The 17,708-nt window shown below is 62.8% G+C and carries 23 protein-coding genes; 8 read left to right on the top strand and 15 right to left on the bottom strand.

The window, feature by feature from the left end:
* Positions 1-79: 79 nt before the first annotated feature.
* Complete coding sequence (loiP, locus tag ACNPP0_RS05800) at positions 80-835, bottom strand: metalloprotease LoiP (protein WP_006220185.1); 756 nt, start codon at positions 833-835, stop codon at positions 80-82.
* Between the two features lie 263 nt (positions 836-1,098).
* Here loiP and ACNPP0_RS05795 point away from each other — a divergent pair, with 263 nt between their 5' ends.
* Positions 1,099-1,644, top strand: a complete 546-nt coding sequence (locus tag ACNPP0_RS05795; protein WP_448705260.1) for a TIGR00645 family protein — start codon at positions 1,099-1,101, stop codon at positions 1,642-1,644.
* Positions 1,645-1,757: 113 nt separating this feature from the next.
* On the opposite strand, the gene ACNPP0_RS05790 is transcribed toward ACNPP0_RS05795, so the two are convergent.
* From ACNPP0_RS05790 to ACNPP0_RS05770, 5 genes are all read right to left on the bottom strand, one after another.
* Positions 1,758-1,964: a cold-shock protein gene (locus ACNPP0_RS05790; RefSeq protein WP_006225311.1), complete on the bottom strand. Its 207-nt coding sequence runs from the start codon at positions 1,962-1,964 to the stop codon at positions 1,758-1,760.
* Positions 1,965-2,282: 318 nt separating this feature from the next.
* Positions 2,283-2,846, bottom strand: coding sequence for a DUF924 family protein (locus tag ACNPP0_RS05785; protein WP_448705259.1), 564 nt, complete (start codon positions 2,844-2,846; stop codon positions 2,283-2,285).
* A gap of 133 nt (positions 2,847-2,979) precedes the next feature.
* The gene (locus ACNPP0_RS05780; RefSeq protein WP_006220190.1) at positions 2,980-3,183 is read right to left on the bottom strand and encodes a cold-shock protein; all 204 of its coding nucleotides are present in this window, start codon (positions 3,181-3,183) and stop codon (positions 2,980-2,982) included.
* Positions 3,184-3,553: 370 nt separating this feature from the next.
* Positions 3,554-3,874: a hypothetical protein gene (locus tag ACNPP0_RS05775; RefSeq protein ID WP_046805804.1), complete on the bottom strand. Its 321-nt coding sequence runs from the start codon at positions 3,872-3,874 to the stop codon at positions 3,554-3,556.
* Between the two features lie 95 nt (positions 3,875-3,969).
* On the bottom strand, positions 3,970-4,368 hold the full coding sequence (locus ACNPP0_RS05770) for a hypothetical protein (protein ID WP_332608637.1): 399 nt from the start codon (positions 4,366-4,368) through the stop codon (positions 3,970-3,972).
* A 124-nt stretch (positions 4,369-4,492) separates the two neighbouring features.
* Here ACNPP0_RS05770 and ACNPP0_RS05765 point away from each other — a divergent pair, with 124 nt between their 5' ends.
* The gene (locus tag ACNPP0_RS05765) at positions 4,493-4,795 is read left to right on the top strand and encodes a DUF2513 domain-containing protein (RefSeq protein WP_046805836.1); all 303 of its coding nucleotides are present in this window, start codon (positions 4,493-4,495) and stop codon (positions 4,793-4,795) included.
* A 22-nt stretch (positions 4,796-4,817) separates the two neighbouring features.
* Here the strand turns inward: ACNPP0_RS05765 and ACNPP0_RS05760 are convergent, their stop codons facing one another.
* Together ACNPP0_RS05760 and ACNPP0_RS05755 are read right to left on the bottom strand one after the other, a co-directional pair.
* A complete protein-coding gene (locus ACNPP0_RS05760; RefSeq protein WP_332608638.1) occupies positions 4,818-5,090 on the bottom strand; it encodes a hypothetical protein in 273 nt (90 codons plus the stop codon).
* Positions 5,091-5,175: 85 nt separating this feature from the next.
* Complete coding sequence (locus ACNPP0_RS05755) at positions 5,176-6,330, bottom strand: DSD1 family PLP-dependent enzyme (RefSeq protein ID WP_448705258.1); 1,155 nt, start codon at positions 6,328-6,330, stop codon at positions 5,176-5,178.
* Positions 6,331-6,450: 120 nt separating this feature from the next.
* Between ACNPP0_RS05755 and ACNPP0_RS05750 the strand changes: the two genes are divergently transcribed.
* Positions 6,451-7,362, top strand: coding sequence for a LysR family transcriptional regulator (locus tag ACNPP0_RS05750; RefSeq protein ID WP_448705257.1), 912 nt, complete (start codon positions 6,451-6,453; stop codon positions 7,360-7,362).
* A gap of 12 nt (positions 7,363-7,374) precedes the next feature.
* Here the strand turns inward: ACNPP0_RS05750 and ACNPP0_RS05745 are convergent, their stop codons facing one another.
* Together ACNPP0_RS05745 and ACNPP0_RS05740 are read right to left on the bottom strand one after the other, a co-directional pair.
* Positions 7,375-7,773 carry a RidA family protein gene (locus ACNPP0_RS05745; protein WP_448705256.1) on the bottom strand — a complete coding sequence of 133 codons (399 nt, stop codon included), beginning with the start codon at positions 7,771-7,773 and terminating at the stop codon, positions 7,375-7,377.
* Between the two features lie 75 nt (positions 7,774-7,848).
* A complete protein-coding gene (locus tag ACNPP0_RS05740) occupies positions 7,849-9,039 on the bottom strand; it encodes an MFS transporter (RefSeq protein ID WP_332608642.1) in 1,191 nt (396 codons plus the stop codon).
* Positions 9,040-9,135: 96 nt separating this feature from the next.
* Here ACNPP0_RS05740 and ACNPP0_RS05735 point away from each other — a divergent pair, with 96 nt between their 5' ends.
* The 3 genes from ACNPP0_RS05735 to ACNPP0_RS05725 all read left to right on the top strand — a co-directional run bounded on the left by ACNPP0_RS05735 (position 9,136) and on the right by ACNPP0_RS05725 (position 11,739).
* Entirely contained in the window at positions 9,136-9,723 is a 588-nt protein-coding gene (locus tag ACNPP0_RS05735; RefSeq protein WP_332608643.1) for a TetR/AcrR family transcriptional regulator, read from the top strand.
* A gap of 120 nt (positions 9,724-9,843) precedes the next feature.
* Entirely contained in the window at positions 9,844-11,289 is a 1,446-nt protein-coding gene (locus ACNPP0_RS05730) for an MFS transporter (RefSeq protein WP_448705255.1), read from the top strand.
* Positions 11,290-11,430: 141 nt separating this feature from the next.
* Complete coding sequence (locus ACNPP0_RS05725) at positions 11,431-11,739, top strand: hypothetical protein (protein ID WP_448705254.1); 309 nt, start codon at positions 11,431-11,433, stop codon at positions 11,737-11,739.
* A gap of 87 nt (positions 11,740-11,826) precedes the next feature.
* Here ACNPP0_RS05725 and ACNPP0_RS05720 read toward each other — a convergent pair whose 3' ends face one another.
* Positions 11,827-12,084 carry a hypothetical protein gene (locus ACNPP0_RS05720; RefSeq protein ID WP_332608646.1) on the bottom strand — a complete coding sequence of 86 codons (258 nt, stop codon included), beginning with the start codon at positions 12,082-12,084 and terminating at the stop codon, positions 11,827-11,829.
* Between the two features lie 109 nt (positions 12,085-12,193).
* Entirely contained in the window at positions 12,194-13,825 is a 1,632-nt protein-coding gene (locus ACNPP0_RS05715; protein WP_332608647.1) for a PqiB family protein, read from the bottom strand.
* 98 nt (positions 13,826-13,923) lie between these two features.
* Between ACNPP0_RS05715 and ACNPP0_RS05710 the strand changes: the two genes are divergently transcribed.
* Positions 13,924-14,418: a GNAT family N-acetyltransferase gene (locus ACNPP0_RS05710; protein ID WP_448705253.1), complete on the top strand. Its 495-nt coding sequence runs from the start codon at positions 13,924-13,926 to the stop codon at positions 14,416-14,418.
* Here the strand turns inward: ACNPP0_RS05710 and ACNPP0_RS05705 are convergent.
* The 3 genes from ACNPP0_RS05705 to ACNPP0_RS05695 form a co-directional block, all read right to left on the bottom strand.
* Complete coding sequence (locus ACNPP0_RS05705; protein WP_332608649.1) at positions 14,415-14,723, bottom strand: carbohydrate isomerase; 309 nt, start codon at positions 14,721-14,723, stop codon at positions 14,415-14,417. The two genes, ACNPP0_RS05710 and ACNPP0_RS05705, sit on opposite strands and share 4 nt — an antisense overlap.
* Positions 14,724-14,792: 69 nt before the next feature.
* Positions 14,793-15,650: a 3-deoxy-8-phosphooctulonate synthase gene (gene kdsA / locus ACNPP0_RS05700; protein WP_448705252.1), complete on the bottom strand. Its 858-nt coding sequence runs from the start codon at positions 15,648-15,650 to the stop codon at positions 14,793-14,795.
* A 98-nt stretch (positions 15,651-15,748) separates the two neighbouring features.
* Positions 15,749-16,312 (bottom strand): cytochrome b, encoded by a 564-nt coding sequence (locus ACNPP0_RS05695; protein ID WP_448705251.1) that lies wholly within the window; start codon positions 16,310-16,312, stop codon positions 15,749-15,751.
* 176 nt (positions 16,313-16,488) lie between these two features.
* On the opposite strand from ACNPP0_RS05695, the gene ACNPP0_RS05690 reads away from it, so the two are divergent.
* Complete coding sequence (locus ACNPP0_RS05690) at positions 16,489-17,706, top strand: DUF1444 domain-containing protein (protein ID WP_332608652.1); 1,218 nt, start codon at positions 16,489-16,491, stop codon at positions 17,704-17,706.
* The last annotated feature ends 2 nt before the right edge of the window (positions 17,707-17,708 follow it).

Genomic DNA, 17,708 nt, shown 5'->3' with positions numbered 1-17,708 from the left:
GGCGCGAGCCCCGGATTTGCCCGGATACTCGCGCCCCGTTTTCCGCCCGAAAAGGGAAGGCGAACGTCGCTTTGACGCCTTATTTGGCCTTGGCGATGCGATCTTCGATGTGTTGAGCGCGCTTGGCCGAGGACGGGTGCGAGCTCATCATATCGCTCTTGCCGCCATCAAGCTCGGCAAGCTTCTGGAAAGCCGTGACCAGGCCGCGGGTGTTGAGCTTCTTGGCCTGTAACTGATCGAACGAATAGTCGTCCGCAGCGCTTTCCTGCGATTGCGAGAACTGCGCGTTGATGAACTTTTCGGTCAGGTCGCCCAGCTGGGACGAGTTCAGGGCTGCGACCGTGGCGCCACCCGCGGCACCGGCGGCATCGCGCGCGGCGGACACGGTGTAGGCGGTTTGCATGGCCTTCTTGCTATGGCCCAGCGCAACGTGGCCGATTTCGTGGCCGACCACGCCCATGACTTCGTCGTCCGTCATCATGTCCATCAAGCCGCTATAGACGCGGATGCAGCCGTTGGCCATGGCCCAGGCATTGACGTCCTTGGTGATGTAGACCTTGTAGTTGGCCTTCTGACCATTGACGGTGCCGCCCAGCGCCTTGGCGATCTTCTGCAGACGCGCATCGTACTTGCTGCCGGGCGCGGCAATCTTTTCTTGGGAATCGCTTTGCGCGCACGCCTTGTCCGACAAGGTCTTGATTTCGGCGTCGCTCAGGGTGGCAGCTTGCACAACCTTGCTGCCGGCGCCCACCAGGCCGCCGATGTCGAAGGCATGCGACGCGGAATAAGGGGCAAGCGCGACGGTCAACGCGGCAACGGTGTAGCGGATCTTCATGGGAACAAACTCCTCTTGACTGACTCTATGCGAGCGAGGCGGCAATTCTATATATGCCCAAAGCGCCCTAAGCGTTTCGCCACAGAGTTTCGCAAATGGCAGTTTCGCTTACATAAAAGTCGGGCAGACCGGGCGCAGAAGTGCTAGCTGACCGTGAAGACACGACTCGGCTTTGTCATAAAAATCTGCTGCCGGCGTCGTCTTGGCGTTGTTAGAATTGCCGCCGCGCTTTTATCGCAAACAACAAATGGCTCGCACCCAACATGATTGAACCCTCCCCTCCCCGCCTGGGCCTCTTACCCAGTTTGATCTTCAGTTCGCGCTGGCTGCAATTGCCGCTCTACCTTGGGCTCATCGTGGCGCAAGGCGTCTACGTCATGCTCTTTCTGAAAGAGCTATGGCACCTGCTCACCCACGCCAACAGCTTTGGCGAGATGGAAATCATGCTGCTGGTGTTGGGCCTGATCGACGTGGTCATGATCTCGAACCTGCTTGTCATGGTGATCGTTGGCGGATACGAAACCTTCGTGTCGCGGCTGCGCTTGCAGAACCACCCGGATCAACCGGAATGGCTAAGCCATGTGAACGCCAGCGTGCTGAAAGTGAAACTGGCGATGGCGATCATCGGCATCTCGTCCATCCACTTGCTGCGCACGTTCATCGAAGCCGGCACGATCGGCACGCCGAACGCGCGCTTCACCGAAGCCGGCGTCATGTGGCAAACCATCATCCACGCATTGTTCATACTGTCGGCGCTGGGTATTGCGCTGGTCGACAAGCTGTCGACTCGCGCCGCGCACAAGCACTAAGGCACGGGCGACAACGCCTGTCGCTGTCGTAAAAAAAAGCCTCCACACGTTGCGTGTGGGGGCTTTTTTATGGGCCGAACACCGGGCGCACCCGGCGCGCTACCCGCAAAGCGTCAGGCCGCGACCTTGATGTTCTTGGCGCTGGGACCCTTGGGACCGGTACCGACCTCGAAGGTTACGCGCTGGTTTTCCTGCAGCGATTTATAGCCTTCGCTGCGGATCTCGGAGTAATGGGCGAAAAGGTCTTTGCTGCCGTCGTCGGGCATGATGAAGCCGTAACCCTTTTCGGCGTTGAACCACTTAACGATGCCGGTTGCCATGGATTGTCCTTGAACCTAAAAGATGCGATTGCTCGCGGGGCGCCAGATCATCAAGGATGGGAGAGGAAGCAACCGCAGCACCACTGACGGCGACAAGTTGACGCAGACCGCGTCGCTTGAAAATCTCGCTGAACCCAGTGTATTGGTGAACCCGGAAAAACGTCAAATATGCGAATGGTCGACGCGGGCGCCGTGTTAGTTCGCAGCCGCCGGTCACATAAAGATGAATATTTTCACCTTGGTATGAAAAGATACATGCCGATACCCGATACCCGCCGCCCAATACCCGCGCGCCAGCGCATGCGTCGCTAACGCCCATCACCCCGCAAATCCGCCTGCAGCCAGGAATTCATGTTCGGCCTGAGTGGTCTGTCGTCCCAACACGGCATTGCGATGCGGGAATCGGCCAAAGCGCTTGATGATGTCCCGATGCAAGATGGCCCAGCGCAGCGTATCCGGCTCCAGCGGCTCCATCAGCGCGACGCCACGGTTTTGCATGGCCAGGCTTTCCGAATGCTCGAACGGCATGTAAAAGAACTGCCGCATTGCCGGCTGCACTGCCAGATCGTGCCCTGCCGCGATCGCCCGTTCAGCGAAATACTGCGCCAGCGGGTCGGTGGCAAACATATGTGCCGTACCGCGATACGCATTACGTGGAAACTGGTCCAGCAAGATCATCAAGGCCAGCGCGCCATCGGCATCTTCCTGCCAGGCATCAAGCTGCCTCGATGCGGCAGCCCAATGCGCCGTCTCGAAGCGCTGCCGGAACTCGGCGTCGAACGCATCGCTTTTCCGATACCACTGCTGCGGCCCTGCATCGGCCCAGAAGGCCACGACGTCGGTCGCTTGTGTAGTTAAGGGTATGGGCGAGGAAGCAGTCATGGAAACGGTCCTGAGGGCATAGAGGCGGCACAGGCATGCGCGGGGGGGTGTGGCCATACCGGCAGGTGCAGAATACCGCGCGGCAAAAACAAAAAAAGCCCCCGAAGGGGCTTTTTTGCGAGAACTCAGACCTTTACAGGACCTGAATCTTCGTGGCTTGCGGGCCCTTGGGGCCATTGGCCGTCACAAAGCTGACGCGCTGGTTCTCTTCCAGAGACTTGAAGCCAGAACCCTGGATTTCGGAGAAGTGAGCGAACAGATCCTTACCACCCGCTTCCGGGGTGATGAAGCCATAGCCTTTTTCCGAATTGAACCACTTAACGACGCCGGTTTCCATACTGTATTTCCTAGAGATAATGGGCAAATGCCCGGAGGTCACGAATCAATCAAGGAGGGGACAGTAGAACAATAACGCTGAGCCGGAAAAGGCACGGCACTGAACGAAAATCGCAACGCTTGTGATCGTGTGCCGACACTATCGTTATGTTCCCCTCACAAGTCAACATAATCCTAAAAAATACGTGCCAATAATGCAACAAAGAGAAACTGCGTTGAAAATTTGCACGTTTTCATAGGCAAAACTTGTCCCTGCATAGGTGTAAACACCCATACAAAATAAAAAAACAATCGGGGCTTATATAAATGCTGTCTTAACGCATACGTCTTTCATACGTCATTCGGATCAGCACTTTGGTTTGCCGTCAGGCTTACTGGTCGATAGGTAAACCCAACAGATCGAGAGCCGCGCCAAAAGCATCGGATCCCGAGCAAAGGAAAACCGCCACGTCGCCGGGATTCATATTTTCCAGGACCTGGTCGATTTGTTCTTGCGCATTATCAACATTGTCGACATTTGAAGCGTGTATATCCGCTCCGGCTTCGACTTTTTCGATGGGGACGATGTCAGCGATCGCATTGAGATCGGTTACGCCCACCACCACGTAGACGCTGATGGGCTCGCCATCCAGCGTCGTGAGCAGCTCGACGCCGCCCTCTACGTCGGCAAGGTGCCGACTTACTATTTCCATGTTCAATCTTCCTTGATCAGCGGGCTGGGCCCGCTTGGACGCACGCACCGTGAAGGTGCAATCTCACGCCCAGGCGCGACTATAACAGCCTTCGCCTAATGTTTTTTGACATTTGGTCCCAGCGACTGGCGAGCGGCCCCCGACGTGGCCGCTACGCTACGGCAGCGCACCCCGGCATCGGTCAGAACACGGATGAGCGGCTTCTGAGCGGCCAGGAACGCGCTCTTGTCATCGCCGGTGAGCTTGCAGATGAACATCTGCGCCTGCAGCTGCGTGCGGCGCGCCCTGCGGTTGTCGGCTTCCTGGGCCAGCCATTGGCCGATCCAGGCGGCGGCGGAATCGGCGTCGCCTTGTTGCTTGACGTGGCCAAGCAGGTCGAAAATCGTCACGCCTTCGATGCGCTCGTCTTCGCCACGCGTCAGGTAGAGCTTGGCGGCCTGGCCCGTATAACCGGGGATCACCGCAAGGCAATCGCGTTCAGCGGGTTTCTTCATAAAGTTCTGTAGGTAAGTGTCGGTTGTCGAGAACCATCGACTGTAACCCGGCCTTGCGCACCGTCGCATCCACGCCACGGAACTCTGCTATTGTCAGCCTACTATTTTTCTTACGGTGAACATCATGCAACGCGATTTCGACTTGGTCGTCACGATCCTGGGCGCCCTGCGCGACGCGCCCGGCCCCAACTTGAGCACCCACGACATCAAGAATGCCGCCTTGGCGCCGCACCCTGAAGAACAGGGCTTGCAAGTCATTGCGCATCACCTGGACCTGTTGGCCGATGCCGGCCTGGTCAAGCAAGTGAGCGAAACCGCCGCCAATGCCGGTGCCGCGCGCTGGCGTATTACCTGGAAGGGATACGACGCGCTGGAGCAGGATGAGGACGACGAAGACGACGCCGAGGAATTCGACGCCGAAGAGTGAAGTAAAGACTACAGATAAAGGCTCAGCGGCGTTGCAGGATGCGCCGCGTGAGCAGGGATGCCGCGGTGCCGATCACCAGGCTGAACATGAAGGCGGCGATGGACAGCATCGCCGACAAGTCGCCAAAGCCGCCGTGGTGCGATAGCAGCACAACGGCAACGCAAATGGCCAAGGCCAGGGCAAGCACGCCCAGCAGCACTTGCTTGACCGAACGCAGGCGGCCGCAAAGCGAACCGCCGATCAGCGCGGCCGCCACCATCGCGGCCATGGACCAGAACAAATATTCGTACTGCATGCGAACGTCTCCCCCGTAGTCGTTGAGGCGTGCGCATTATAGGCGGCCCCTTATAGGACGCCGATTCACCTGCCGGGACGCCGATTCACCAGCCGCGAAACCGTTCCCAGTGCGCCACCACGCCGGGCTCGCCGGGCCGGACGACTTCGTAGGCGTCGTGCTGAGCGCATGTCGCGCAGGCGTGGTTAGGCAGGATGCGCAGCTTGGTACCCAGCGGCAGATCCGGCAGGCGGGCATCGCTTGCCGCGCGCAACTTGATGATGCCCTGCTCCTGGTTGGTCTCGGCCAACAGCAGATCGGGGTAGACGTTTCCGTTTACGTCGCAGACCACGCCGTACAACTGGTCGACGGCCTGCTTGGCGGTGCCGCGGTCGCGCGACATGGCCATCCACCCGGCGTCGACCAATATCCAGCCCTTGTCGGGCTGGTGTCCGATCACCGTGGTCAGCACCGATGCGGCGATGTCGTCCATTGAACAGACGCCCAAGCCCGCCATCACCAGATCGAAAAATACATACACGCCCGCGCGCACTTCCGTCACGCCGTCCAAGTTGCGCGCGAAATGGGCGGTGGGCGTCGATCCCACGCTGACGACCGGGCACGGCAGCCCTGCCTCACGGATCGTCCGGGCGCAGCCCACGGCGGCGGCGCGCTCTTGCTCGGCCATGTCGGCGATGGCGTCGACGCTGCGGCAGCCATAGGATTCGCCGGCGTGGGTCATGACGCCGCGCAGGCTGTCCGCCGCGTGCAGCACCCGCGCAATCGCTAGCAGTTGCTCGGCGTTGCCGGGCTGCACCCCAGCCCGGTGGCCGTCGCAATCGATTTCGATCAACGCCGGTATCCCGCTGCCGCTGGCCTGCGCCTGCGCCGCTACCGCGCGCGCCGCATCCAGGCTGTCGACAACCACCGTCAGGTCCACGCCGCGCTGGCGCAGCGCCAGCACGCGCGGCAGCTTGCCCGGCGACACGCCTACCGCGTAGAGCAGATCGGTGACACCGGCGGCCGCAAACTGCTCTGCCTCCTGCAAGGTCGAGACAGCGGCCGGCCCGTGGGGGCCGCTCATCACCCGACGCGCCACTTCGATGGACTTGGGCGTTTTCAGGTGTGGGCGCAGTCGCACGCCGTGGCTGGCCATCAACGCGGCCAGCCGTTGGATGTTGCGCGTCATGCGCGTTTCATCCAACAGCAGGCACGGGGTTTCAAGGCTGTCGAGGGTAACGGGAAGGCTGGCGGGTGTCATGAGCGGGTCTCGAAAAAGGCGTAGTCGATCCGGAATATTCTGAATCGGTCGACCGAGTATGGCGCGACCCGGCCCGCGCGTGTTTAATGACAGCTTAATTTTTCATTAAGCCGAGACTGAATGATCACGACGGACGACTTACGATTTTTCCTGAGCCTTGCGGCCACGCCCTCGCTTGCGCAGGCCGCCCGGGCGCTGGACGTGACGCCCCCGGCCGTAACGCAACGGTTGCATGCATTGGAAAAGCGTCTGGGCGTCCGGCTGGTAAACCGATCCGGCAAAGGCACCGCACTGACCGACGAAGGTCGTTTATTGGCGTTGCGCGCAGGACAAATCTGCGGCGAACTCGGCGATCTGGCCGATGAGTTGGCCGGCCGCCGGGGCGTGGTGGCGGGGCATTTGCGCGTTGTGGCGCCGCTGGGCTTTGGGCAGCGCTACGTTGCCGCGCTGGTGGCTGAATTTCGAAAAACCAGCGACAACATCACCGCAAGCCTGACGCTGTCTGACGGCCCTCCGCGTCTGGCAGCCGATAACTGGGACGTCATGATCCACATCGGTGAGCTGCGCGACTCGACGTTGGTGGCCTACCCCCTGGCGCCCAACCGCCGCATCCTGTGCGCGTCGCCCGCGTATCTGGCGCGCCATGGCGCGCCAGCCAAACCCGAGGACCTGCGCGACCATGACTGCATCGCGCTGCGTGAAAACGACGAAGACGTGACCTTATGGCGATTCAAGCGCGGCAGAGGCCCCGCCGTGGGCGTGCGCGTATCGCCCGTGCTGTCCAGCAACACCGGCGCGGCCGCCGTGCAGTGGGCATTGGCCGGGCACGGCATCGTTGCGCGTTCGGAATGGGATGTGGCGGAACACCTGAAGGCGCGTACGCTGGTGCCCCTGCTGGCGGGCTGGAGCTTGCCGGACGCCAATGTCGTGGCGTTGGTCAAGTCGCGCCATGAGCAGTCTGCTCGTACTGCCGCGTTCCTGGCGCATCTGCGCGTAGCCTTCGCTGCGACGCCCTGGCGCGACAAGCCCTAGCCGCAGCCCGCGTCAATCCAGCATGGCTTCCGCTTCGATCTCCACCAGCCATTCCGGCAGCGACAGCCCGCTGACGATGACCCATGAGGACGGCGGCGGGTCTTTCGGAAAACGGTCGCGCAGCGCCTGGGCGATCACTTCCTGATCCTCTCGCGCGGTTTCGCAGATGTAGATGCGCAGCATGATGACCTGCGCCAGGTTGGCGCCCGCGGCGGCCAGCACACGTTCGATATTGTCCAGCGCGGCTTCAGTTTGTTCTTGCAGCCCGGGGCCGACGGTGCGCTCGTTAATGTCTACGCCGACCTGGCCCGACAACAGCATTCTGCGTTGCCCGGTCACGATGACCGCCTGGCTGAATCCGTACTGGACGGTGTTGAAAACGGTATCAGGATTGACAACGGTTCTGGACATGCGTGCTCCTGTGAACGGCGCGCCCCCACAGCGCACCGGAGCCCCAATTCTAGCGATGCGTCGGTTTGCGTCGGTTTACAGCGCGACATCCGCCACAACTGGCCGGCGACCGCCAGGCAATGCCACAAGCAATACGATCGCGCCTGCCACCGTAGCCGTCCAGAACCCGGCTTGCACCCCGTGGTGATCCACGACCCAGCCCGCTATCGCCGCACCCGCCGCGACCCCGGCCCCCAGCCCGGTGACCAGCCAGGTCAGCCCTTCCGTCAGACGTTGGCCCGGCACGCTGCTTTCCACCAGCGCCATCGCGATGATCATGGTGGGGGCAAACGACAGCCCGGCCAGCAACACGCCCAGCGCCAAGGTCACAAGGTCGTTCACCAGCAGCAACGGCAACGTTGTGAATGCCGTCACGGCCGCCGCGATCGACAGCAGGCGGGCCAGCGGCATCTGAAATTTCATGACGCCAAACACCAGCCCCGCCACGCATGAACCCAGCGCATAGGCGGACAGCACAAGGCTCGCGCCCGCCGGCACGCCCTGAGCGCGGGCAAAGGCAACGCTCAGGACGTCGATGGTGCCCACGATGACGCCCATCGCCGCCATCATGGCCACCAGCGCCCACATGGACGGCATGCGCAATACCGAGGCCTGCCGCCCCGCCGGGACGGCCTGCACGCTGGGCGCCGTGGCGCGCTGCAAGACGAATGCCGTCACCCCCACCGCCAACAGCAACGCGGCCACCAGCGGCCCCGCTTGCGGAAACAAGGCCACGCTAAGGCCCACGGCCAAGGGCGGGCCCAGGATGAAGCTGACCTCGTCGGCCACCGACTCCAGCGCATAGGCGGTGCGCAGTTGCGGCTGGTCGCGAAAGATCTCGGTCCAACGGGCACGAATCATCGCCGGCATGCTGGGCAACGAGCCCGCCAGCGCGGCAAACAGGAACAGCGTCCAATCCGGCGCGTTCCACTGCACGCAGGCAGACAATCCAATCAATGCGGCAACGCATACGCCCGCTGCAACCGGCAGCACACGCCCTTGCCCATGGCGATCCACCAGCCGCGAAATGCGCGGGGCCAGCAATGCGGTCGCCAACGCAAAGGTGGCGGCAACGGCGCCCGCCATGCCGTAAGCGCCCCGCACTTCCGACAGCATCGTGATGATGCCGATGCCGATCATCGGCAAAGGCAGGCGCGCGATAGCGCCGGCCAGCACGAAACCCAGGGCGCCTGGCGCGTTGAATAACTCACGATACGGATTGGACACCGAAGACCTTTTGCTGATTGGGTGGACAGGCGGATGCTATTCACATACATTCCGTATGTCAATTAACCTGCGCACCGTATGTCATGGGAGACGCACATGCCCCGCACCCGCGCGGAAATGATCGAGGCGACTCGCGCCAAGCTGCTTGCCACCGCCCGCCACGCGTTTGAACACGTGGGTTATGCCGCAACGTCCATGGACGATCTGACCGCCCGGGTGGGATTGACGCGAGGAGCCTTGTATCACCATTTCAACGACAAACAGGGCTTGCTTGCAGCGGTGGTCCAACAGATTGATGACGATATGGACCGCCGCTTGAACGATATTTCGGGTCAGGCCGCCGACGCATGGACAGCGCTGCGCGAGCGTTGCCGCGCATATCTGCGGATGGCAACTGAACCGGCCATTCGGCGGATAGTGTTGCAAGACGCCCCGGCGGTGCTGGGCGCGGGGCCGAACGCGGCGCAATCGCAGTGCATTGCGTCGATGGCGGCGTTGCTTCAGCAACTGATTGACGACGGTCTGATCGAGCACGCCGACCCCTGGGCCTTGGCTAACTTCATTAATGGCGGACTGACCGACAGCGCGTTATGGATCGCCGGTGCGGCCGGCGAATCGAACCGCCTTGACGACGCGCTTCACACCCTGGACTTGATCCTGCGCGGTTTGCCCCGGCGGCGTTGATACGGCCAGGCTTCGGCTCCGCGCCTGAACAGGCGGCAAGGATGCGCCGGTTTCGCGTTGTGCCTTTCTCGCCACACACGTATTATCAAAGCCTTTGCTTGTTTATATATCGGAGCGCCTGTGCCCACCCGCCCTACCCTTGAGCCCGCCGCGCCCAGCGCTTCGTGGGCCGATCTGTTGCAAGGCGCCAATGCCCTGCGGTCGATTGCCCTGGCGGGAGGCGTCGCGCTGCACGCGATCAACGTCTATATCGTCACGACGATCCTGCCCACGGTGATCCGGGACATCGGCGGGTTGGAGTACTACGCATGGAACACGACGCTGTTCGTGGTGACGTCCATCATCGGATCCGCGCTGTCGGCCAAGCTGATCGAAACACTGGGGCCGCGTAGCGCCTACCTGTTTGCCGTGGCCGTGTTCAGCGCCGGGGCCGTCATCTGCGCAACGGCCCCCGACATGCCGGTACTGCTGGCCGGACGCAGCGTGCAGGGGCTGGGCGGCGGCGTTCTTTTCGCGTTGAGCTACGCATTGATCCGTTTGGTGTTTGACGCACCGCTGTGGTCGCGCGCCATGGCCCTGGTGTCTTGCATGTGGGGGGTTGCCACGCTGTCCGGGCCTGCCATCGGCGGAATATTCGCGCAGGCCGGGAATTGGCGGCTGGCGTTCTGGGCGCTGTTGCCGGTTGCCGCGCTGCTGGCGTTGATCGTCGCATTCAAGGTCGGCGGGCGGGCGTCGGTACCTCCCGCGCCGCGCTCGGCGCTGCCGCTGCGTACGCTGGCGTTGCTGGTCATATCGGTGATCGCCGTCACGCTGGCCAGCTTGTCGACGCAGCTTGGGTGGAACGTGGCGGGCATTGCGGCGGGGCTCATCGTCGCCCTGCTGATCGCCCGCGTCGACGCCCGCGCGCGTTATCGGCTGCTTCCCACCGGCGCTTATAGCTTGCGTGCGCCGCTTGGCGCGTTGTACGCGACGATGTGCCTGGTGGTGGCCGCCATCGCCACCGAGATATTCGTGCCCTACTTCCTGCAGGTCATCCACGGCATGTCGCCGTTAAAGGCGGGCTACCTGACCGCTGCCATGGGCGCCGGCTGGACGCTGGCCGCCATGCCCAGCGCCACCCGGGCGGGTCGCGCCGCCGACAGGCTGATCCGCATCAGCCCCATCGTGATCCTGGCGTCGTTGATCGGCCTGGGAATCATGACGCCGCAGCCGGCGCTGCTGGCGTCCCCCGTTGGGCTGGGCGCCTACATCGTTGCGCTGGCCGGGGTGGGATTCGGCATTGGGCTGGCCTGGCCGCATCTGCTGACCAAAGTCTTCAACGCGGCGCCCAAAGGCGAAGAGACGCTGACGTCTTCGTCGATTACCACCGTGCAGCTGTACGCGGCGGCGGTAACGGCGGCGCTGGCCGGGGTGGTTGTCAATAGCGCGGGGCTTGCCGACCCAGGCGGTGTCGAAGGGGCTCGGCATGCCGCCCGCTGGCTGTTCGCGGCGTTTGCGTTGATGCCCGCCCTGGCGCTGGTCCTGCTGCCCCGGGTGACTCGGCAGGCAGCGCCTGCGCCGGCCTGACGCAGGCGGGTCAGCGGCATCACGCACACACGCGCGATGCCGCCATTCATCGGACTATTGCAGCCGAAATACAGCAAAGGCGGTATGGAAGGTCACGCGCGTCTTTGCTACGCTCACAAGCACCTGCAGAAGGTGGCGCCCATGAGCAACAAGATTCGAGTCCTTTGCGTTCAACCGTCGTCGATGTCCGCGCGGTTCGCCTTCCTGGCGATTGCGGTGCGGTGGTCGCTGGGCGCCACCCCCCGACCCACCCGGCTGATGATAGGGCCCCATGACCTGGAACCTATCGGGTCTGAAACGGCCTTCTGGCGCTTTGCATTACGGCATGCGCTGACTGGGCAGTCGTTTCTGGTGACGCGCGGCGGCCACTGGGATGTGGCGGCGTCGGTGGACGGTGACGAAGTCCACGCATTTGGACGTAAATTCGCGCTTAGCCAATGCTTGTACTGAACGCGTTGTGCCTAGCGTTCGATTTCAGCGCTTGATTGTCAGCGCTGTGGTGTCAGCGCTTTGGTGTCAGCGCTTTGGTGTCAGGGCCTACGCGCCGCATTCCGGCTTGCGGTGAAACGAAGCTAATTCCTCGGCCGTCCACCGCAGGCGTGCATCGTCCTGGCAACACGAACGAAAAACCAAGGCGCCCACATCCAGAAAGCGGCTGACGTCCGCGTCGGTCAGCTTGGCCTGCACCCGCAACAGGCAGTCCGCATACGCCGACAAGACGCCGTCCCAGCCGTCCAGCTGGTCCGGCGCTACCGGCTGAGAAATCATGCGGGCCATCATTTCACTATGATCCATTCGGTGGTCCCCCCTCGGATACCGCACCGACGGCCGCAATGCTGCAACCGTTCGTGCAAGACCCCCAGCAAGTGTCATGCCCAACGGCCAGGCCGCGCCGGTGTCCTGACTACCGACGGGGCGGCGCATCCGGCGCCCTGCCGTGCAGCAGCGCGTCGGGATGGGCCTGAAGATAATCCGCCAACTGCCGCAGCGAACGCGCCGCGCGGCCCAACTCGCGCAGCGCTGTGTCGGTATTTACCGGCAAGGCGGATTCGGGGGCCAGCAACGCGCCTACCGCCGCGAGCGACTGGTTTGCCTGACGCAGCACGGCCTGCGCCTCTGGGGCCAGATGCGTATCCAACCTTTTGACCAGCCGCGACGCCCCCCGAAGCGCTCCAGCCAATTCCGCGCCGATGGCGTCAAACGGCACCTTTTCGACTTTGGTCAGGATGCTGTTCAACTGCTGTTGCAGCTGGTCAAGATTGTTGGGCACGGTGGGGATGAAGGGTCGATCCTCCATCTTGAATGTGGCCTGGGGCGCATCAGGAAATTCCGCCAGCGCGACATATAACTGGCCGGTCAGAAGATTGCCGATGCGCAGCTGCGCCCGCGTGCCTCGGGCCACCAGGGCGGTCATCAATCTGCCGCTGGGATGTTCCACGTCTGGACCGGCAAAATTCTTGATCTGATGGAATGTCTCCGCGCCAAGGCGCTCGGGGTACAGCGTGGCGGAGACCAGCGCGTAGAACTGCTTGGCCGTCTGATCGAAGTCCAGGTCGATGGCGTCCACCTTGCCCACCGTGACGCCATACGCGTCGATCGGCGCCCCCACCACCAGGCCGCGCACGGACTGATCGAAACGCATCCGTACGCGCAGCGGCGCGCCATCGGGCTGCGCGCGGGCCGACTCCTCGCTTGAGAACAGTGGAAAGGCGGCCCCCGCCGATGCGGGTTGGCGTACCTGTTGGTCCAATGTATCGAACGCCACGCCACCGATAATCACCGACACCAGCGATTGCGACCGCATCTGCAAACCACGCGCGTCCACACTGAAGTCGACGCCGCTGGCATTCCAGAAGCGCGTGCTCTCATTGACGTAGGCATCGTTCGGCGCGTCGACGAACACCTGCACATCGACCCCATCGCCGTTCTTGGCCAGCCGGTAATTCACCACCTGCCCCACGGCGATTCGGCGGTAGTACACGGGTGAGCCGACATCCAGCGAGCCCAGGTCGTTCGCGTGCAGCGTGAAGCGCTTTCCCGCCCGGTCCTGCGCGACCTCGGGCGGCACTTCCAGGCCGGTGAATTCGCTTTTACGCTCGCCGCGCGCGCCGTCCTTGCCGTGGCCGCCGGCCGGGTCCAGGCCAATATACGAGCCGGACAACAGCGTCCCCAGGCCCGACACCCCGCTAAGCGTCAGCCGCGGGCGCACCACCCAGAACACCGTGCCGTCGCGCAACAGGTTGGCGGCGTCCTTGTCCACGCGAATCGTGACCACTACGCCCGTGCGGTCCTCGTTCAGGTTGACGCGTTCAACCAGGCCGACGTTGACTTCCTTGTATCGGACCTGCGTCTTGCCGGCTTCCAGTCCTTCGGCGGTCTGGAAGTGGACGGTAGCCGTAGGCCCCGCATTCAACCAGGCCTGCACCACCAGCAGCAATCCGCCGATGACGGCCACCACCGGAACCAGCCAGATCCAGGAAACGCGGCGCCCCTTGCGCGGCGGCGTGCTAGCTGCGGCAGAACCAGACTCAGCCATCGAGGATGTCTCCTTCGTGTACGCGTCAGACCCGATCGCCCGTCAGCAAGCGCCTGGAATAGCGGGTAGCATGGCCCTCCTATTTGGAGGAAGTCAACGTGAATATCGCCATCCGCCCCGCCATCCCCTCGGACGCGGCCCAGATCTATGCCTTCATCACTGAACTGGCCGTGTACGAACGCGCCGCGCACGAAGTGATTGCCAGCGCGGACGACGTCACCCGTACCCTTTTTGCCCCGCAGGCGCCCGCCAAGGCGCTGATGTGCCTGGCGGACGGTAAACCGATCGGGTACGCGGTCTATTTCTACAGCTATTCCACCTGGCTCGGCAAGAACGGTATTTACCTGGAAGACCTGTACATCACCCCTGAACATCGCGGCATCGGCGCCGGGCGCGACCTGCTGCGTCACCTGGCGCAAGAAGCGGTGGCCAACGGGTGTGGGCGGCTGGAATGGAGCGTGCTGGACTGGAACAAGCCCGCGATCGACTTTTATGTATCGATCGGCGCGGTGCCGCTGGATGAGTGGGTGCGTTACCGCCTGACGGACGACGCGCTGAAAAGCTTCGCCGAAGGCCGGCGCCAGCCCGCCTAGAACTCAGGCAGGTCGAACAGCGTGTGCAGGGTGGAACTGGGCACCGGCACGGACGCCAGCAGCTCATGGCCGTCGTCGGTGGTCAGCACTCGGACGGGGCGCAGCGCAACGCTGGTGCCGTCCACGCTGAAGGCGGTTTCCACGTCCGCCCCATCCTTGATCACGTCGATCACCTCGGACGCCGACGCCGTGACCGGCTCGGTGACCCAGCCCGGCACGCCGCGTTCAGCCTGGCCCCAGCGCACATAGGCGATGTGCCCGCTGATGGGCTCTTTTCGAACAGCGACGATTACGTAAAAAGACATCCGGGCCTCCCTGAAATGGTGTGGCCAGGATCGTATAGCAAGTTGGCGTTGACGGCATGCCCGCCCACGTCAGGGTTCGATGTCGATGTCCGCAAAGGATTTCACCAGATCGTCCAGCTGCTTGAGCTGGGTCAGGAAGGGTTCAAGCTTGTCCAGCGGCAACGCGCTGGGACCATCGCATTTGGCGTTTTTCGGGTCGGGGTGCGCTTCCAGGAATAGCCCGGCCAGGCCGACCGCCATGCCGGCGCGCGCCAGTTCGGCCACCTGCTCCCGGCGCCCGCCCGATGCGGCATCCAGCGCGGAACGCTGCTGCAACGCATGCGTCACATCGAAAATCAAGGGGCGATTGCCCGACACTTTTTTCATCACCCCGAAACCCAGCATGTCGACCACCAGGTTGTCGTAGCCGAAGCTGGTGCCGCGATCGCACAGGATCAGCTTGTCGTTACCCGCTTCCGTGAACTTTTCAACAATGTTCAGCATCTGGGCCGGGCTGAGAAACTGCGGCTTCTTGATATTGACGATGCGTTGCGTCTTGGCCAGGGCAACCACCAGATCCGTCTGCCGCGCCAGGAAGGCCGGCAATTGCAGGATGTCCGCCACTTCAGCAACGGGCGCCGCCTGCCAGGGTTCGTGCACGTCGGTAATGACCGGCACGCCGAACTCTTTCTTGACGGCTTCGAAGATCTTCATGCCCTCTTCCAGGCCGGGGCCCCGGTAGGAATGGATGGAAGACCGGTTGGCCTTGTCGAATGACGCTTTGAACACGTACGGTATGCCCAGCTTTTGGGTCACGCGTTGATATTCTTCGCACGCGCGCAGCGCCAGATCCAGGGATTCCAGCACGTTGATGCCGCCAAACAGCACAAAGGGGCGGTCATTGGCGCAGTGGATCGACGAGGAAATTACGACTTCTGGGGCGGTCATGATGGGAAAATCCTGTAGAAATAAGGCAGGTGACAGTGCGTAATGTACAACCTGCCCCGCCTCGATTTCACCTGACCGCCCGTTTTTTCCCGCCGCGCTCAGCGGCTGCGCAGCATCCGGCGCAACACCCCGTCATGCAAGGCGTAATGGTGAACCAACGCCGCCAGCGCATGCACCAAGGCCAACACGATGATCGTCCACGCTACCGTGTCGTGCAGCCCCCCGATGAAGTGGCGCTGATCGCGGTCGATCGCAATCCACCGGGGCACGTCGAACAATCCAAAGAAAGCAAACGGTTCGCCCTGTGCCCAACGGAACAGAAAGCCCAGCACGATCTGCGCCGCCATCAACAGGTACAACAGCCCATGTACGCCTGTACTAGCCAGGCCCATCAAGCCGGTGGCAGCGGGCGCCAGGCGCCGGCCGCCGGTCGAACGCCACACCACACGTAGCACGAATACCGCGGTAAACAGCAAGCCGAACGATAGGTGCAGCGATTGCAGCAGGCGACGGGTCGGGGTGCCGCGCGGCAGAAAGCTCCAGATCTCGGCCAGCGCGAACAGGCCCACGACCAGCAACGCCGTCAGCCAATGCAATGCGATCGAGGTGCGGTCATAGTGAGATTGGCCGGAGTAATTCGCCTGCAAGGGGGACGTCGTCATCGTAGGGATTTGAGTCTGAAGGTAACCCGCGAGCGTATTGATTTCCGACTTACGGTGTCCTGAGCATGCGCGCCCCACGATGCAGCGTTATCACTGGACGCAACCCGGAACCGTGGCCACAATGACCCGTCGTGGACGGCTAAAGCGCCGTCCGGCATCTGACTCAGGGCGGGCACATGGGTTTTTTAGACACGCTGTTCCGGCGCAGGCCTACGCCGGATCAATTCGCCAAACTGTTCGTGGCGGCGGCTCGCAAGCAAGGCTTCGAGGGCGACCTGACCTACAAGGCCGATGAATTCCGCCTGCTGCTGGGCGAAGGTTCGTTCTTCAACCTGCACAACGCTTATCACGTTTACTACAACACCCGGGGCGCGCAGCAGCAGCGAGCGTTGCAGGGTTTTGTCTCGGCCCTGGCCAGCAGCAAGCAGTCGACGCCGCAACAGGCTACGGTGGCGCGCCCCATGCTGCGGGCCGTTATCCGCAGCCGCACCGCCCTGGAAGACGTACGCCTGCACCATGTGCGCACCGAAGGCGACGATTCCGCGTTCCATCCTGCCTACCTGCCCTTTGGCGAGGATTGCGTGGTGCTGTTGGCGCTGGACCACCCGGACGCCATTTCCACCCTGACCAACGGCCCCGAGGCCGCGTGGCAATTAACGTTCGACCAGGCCTTGGCGGTTGCCATCGACAACCTGCGCGACGCGCCCGACGACTTTGTCGAGACTGCTGCCGGCGTCTATCGGGGCGCCTGGGCAGACGGCTACGACATCAGCCGCGCGCTGCTGCCCGACATGATTGAACGCGTGCCGGTGCGGGGCCGGCCGGTATTCATGGTGCCCACACGCGACGTGCTGCTGGTGGCCGGCGACAACGACGAAGTCGGCTTGTCAAACATGGTGGAACTGGCTCATCAGGCGCTCATGCAAGGCCGATCGGTCAGCGCGCACATGTACCACTACGAAGACCGACAAGCCCTGCGATACGTGCCGACCGACGCCGCGCTGGCGCAACGTCTGGAGCACCTTGAGCGCCTGCTGGACAAAGCCGAATACGACGCGCAGAAGGCGGCGCTGGACCATATCCACGAAGAACAGGGCAAGGACATTTTCGTGGCGAACTACAACCTGTTCACCAGCGACGACGAGCCTGTCATGTCGTTTTCGCTGGCGTCGTGGACGCGCGGCGTGGATACGTCGCTGCCCAAGGTAGACCGCCTTGCGCTGGTGCGCCCGGACGCCGAGGACAACATGGGCGACGTGCGCGTCGTGTCATGGGAACAGGCCGCGCACCTGCTGGAACCGCTGCTGGCGCGTGAAGAGGGCTACCCGGCGCGCTACCGCACGCAGGGCTTCCCGGAAGACGCGCAAATCGCGCAGCTGGACGAAGTGCCGTAGGG

The sequence above is a fragment of the Achromobacter semiaridum genome, from assembly GCF_053543755.1.
The sequence above is the reverse complement of the archived record's forward strand: the minus strand, read 5'-3'. Positions and strand labels throughout refer to the sequence as shown.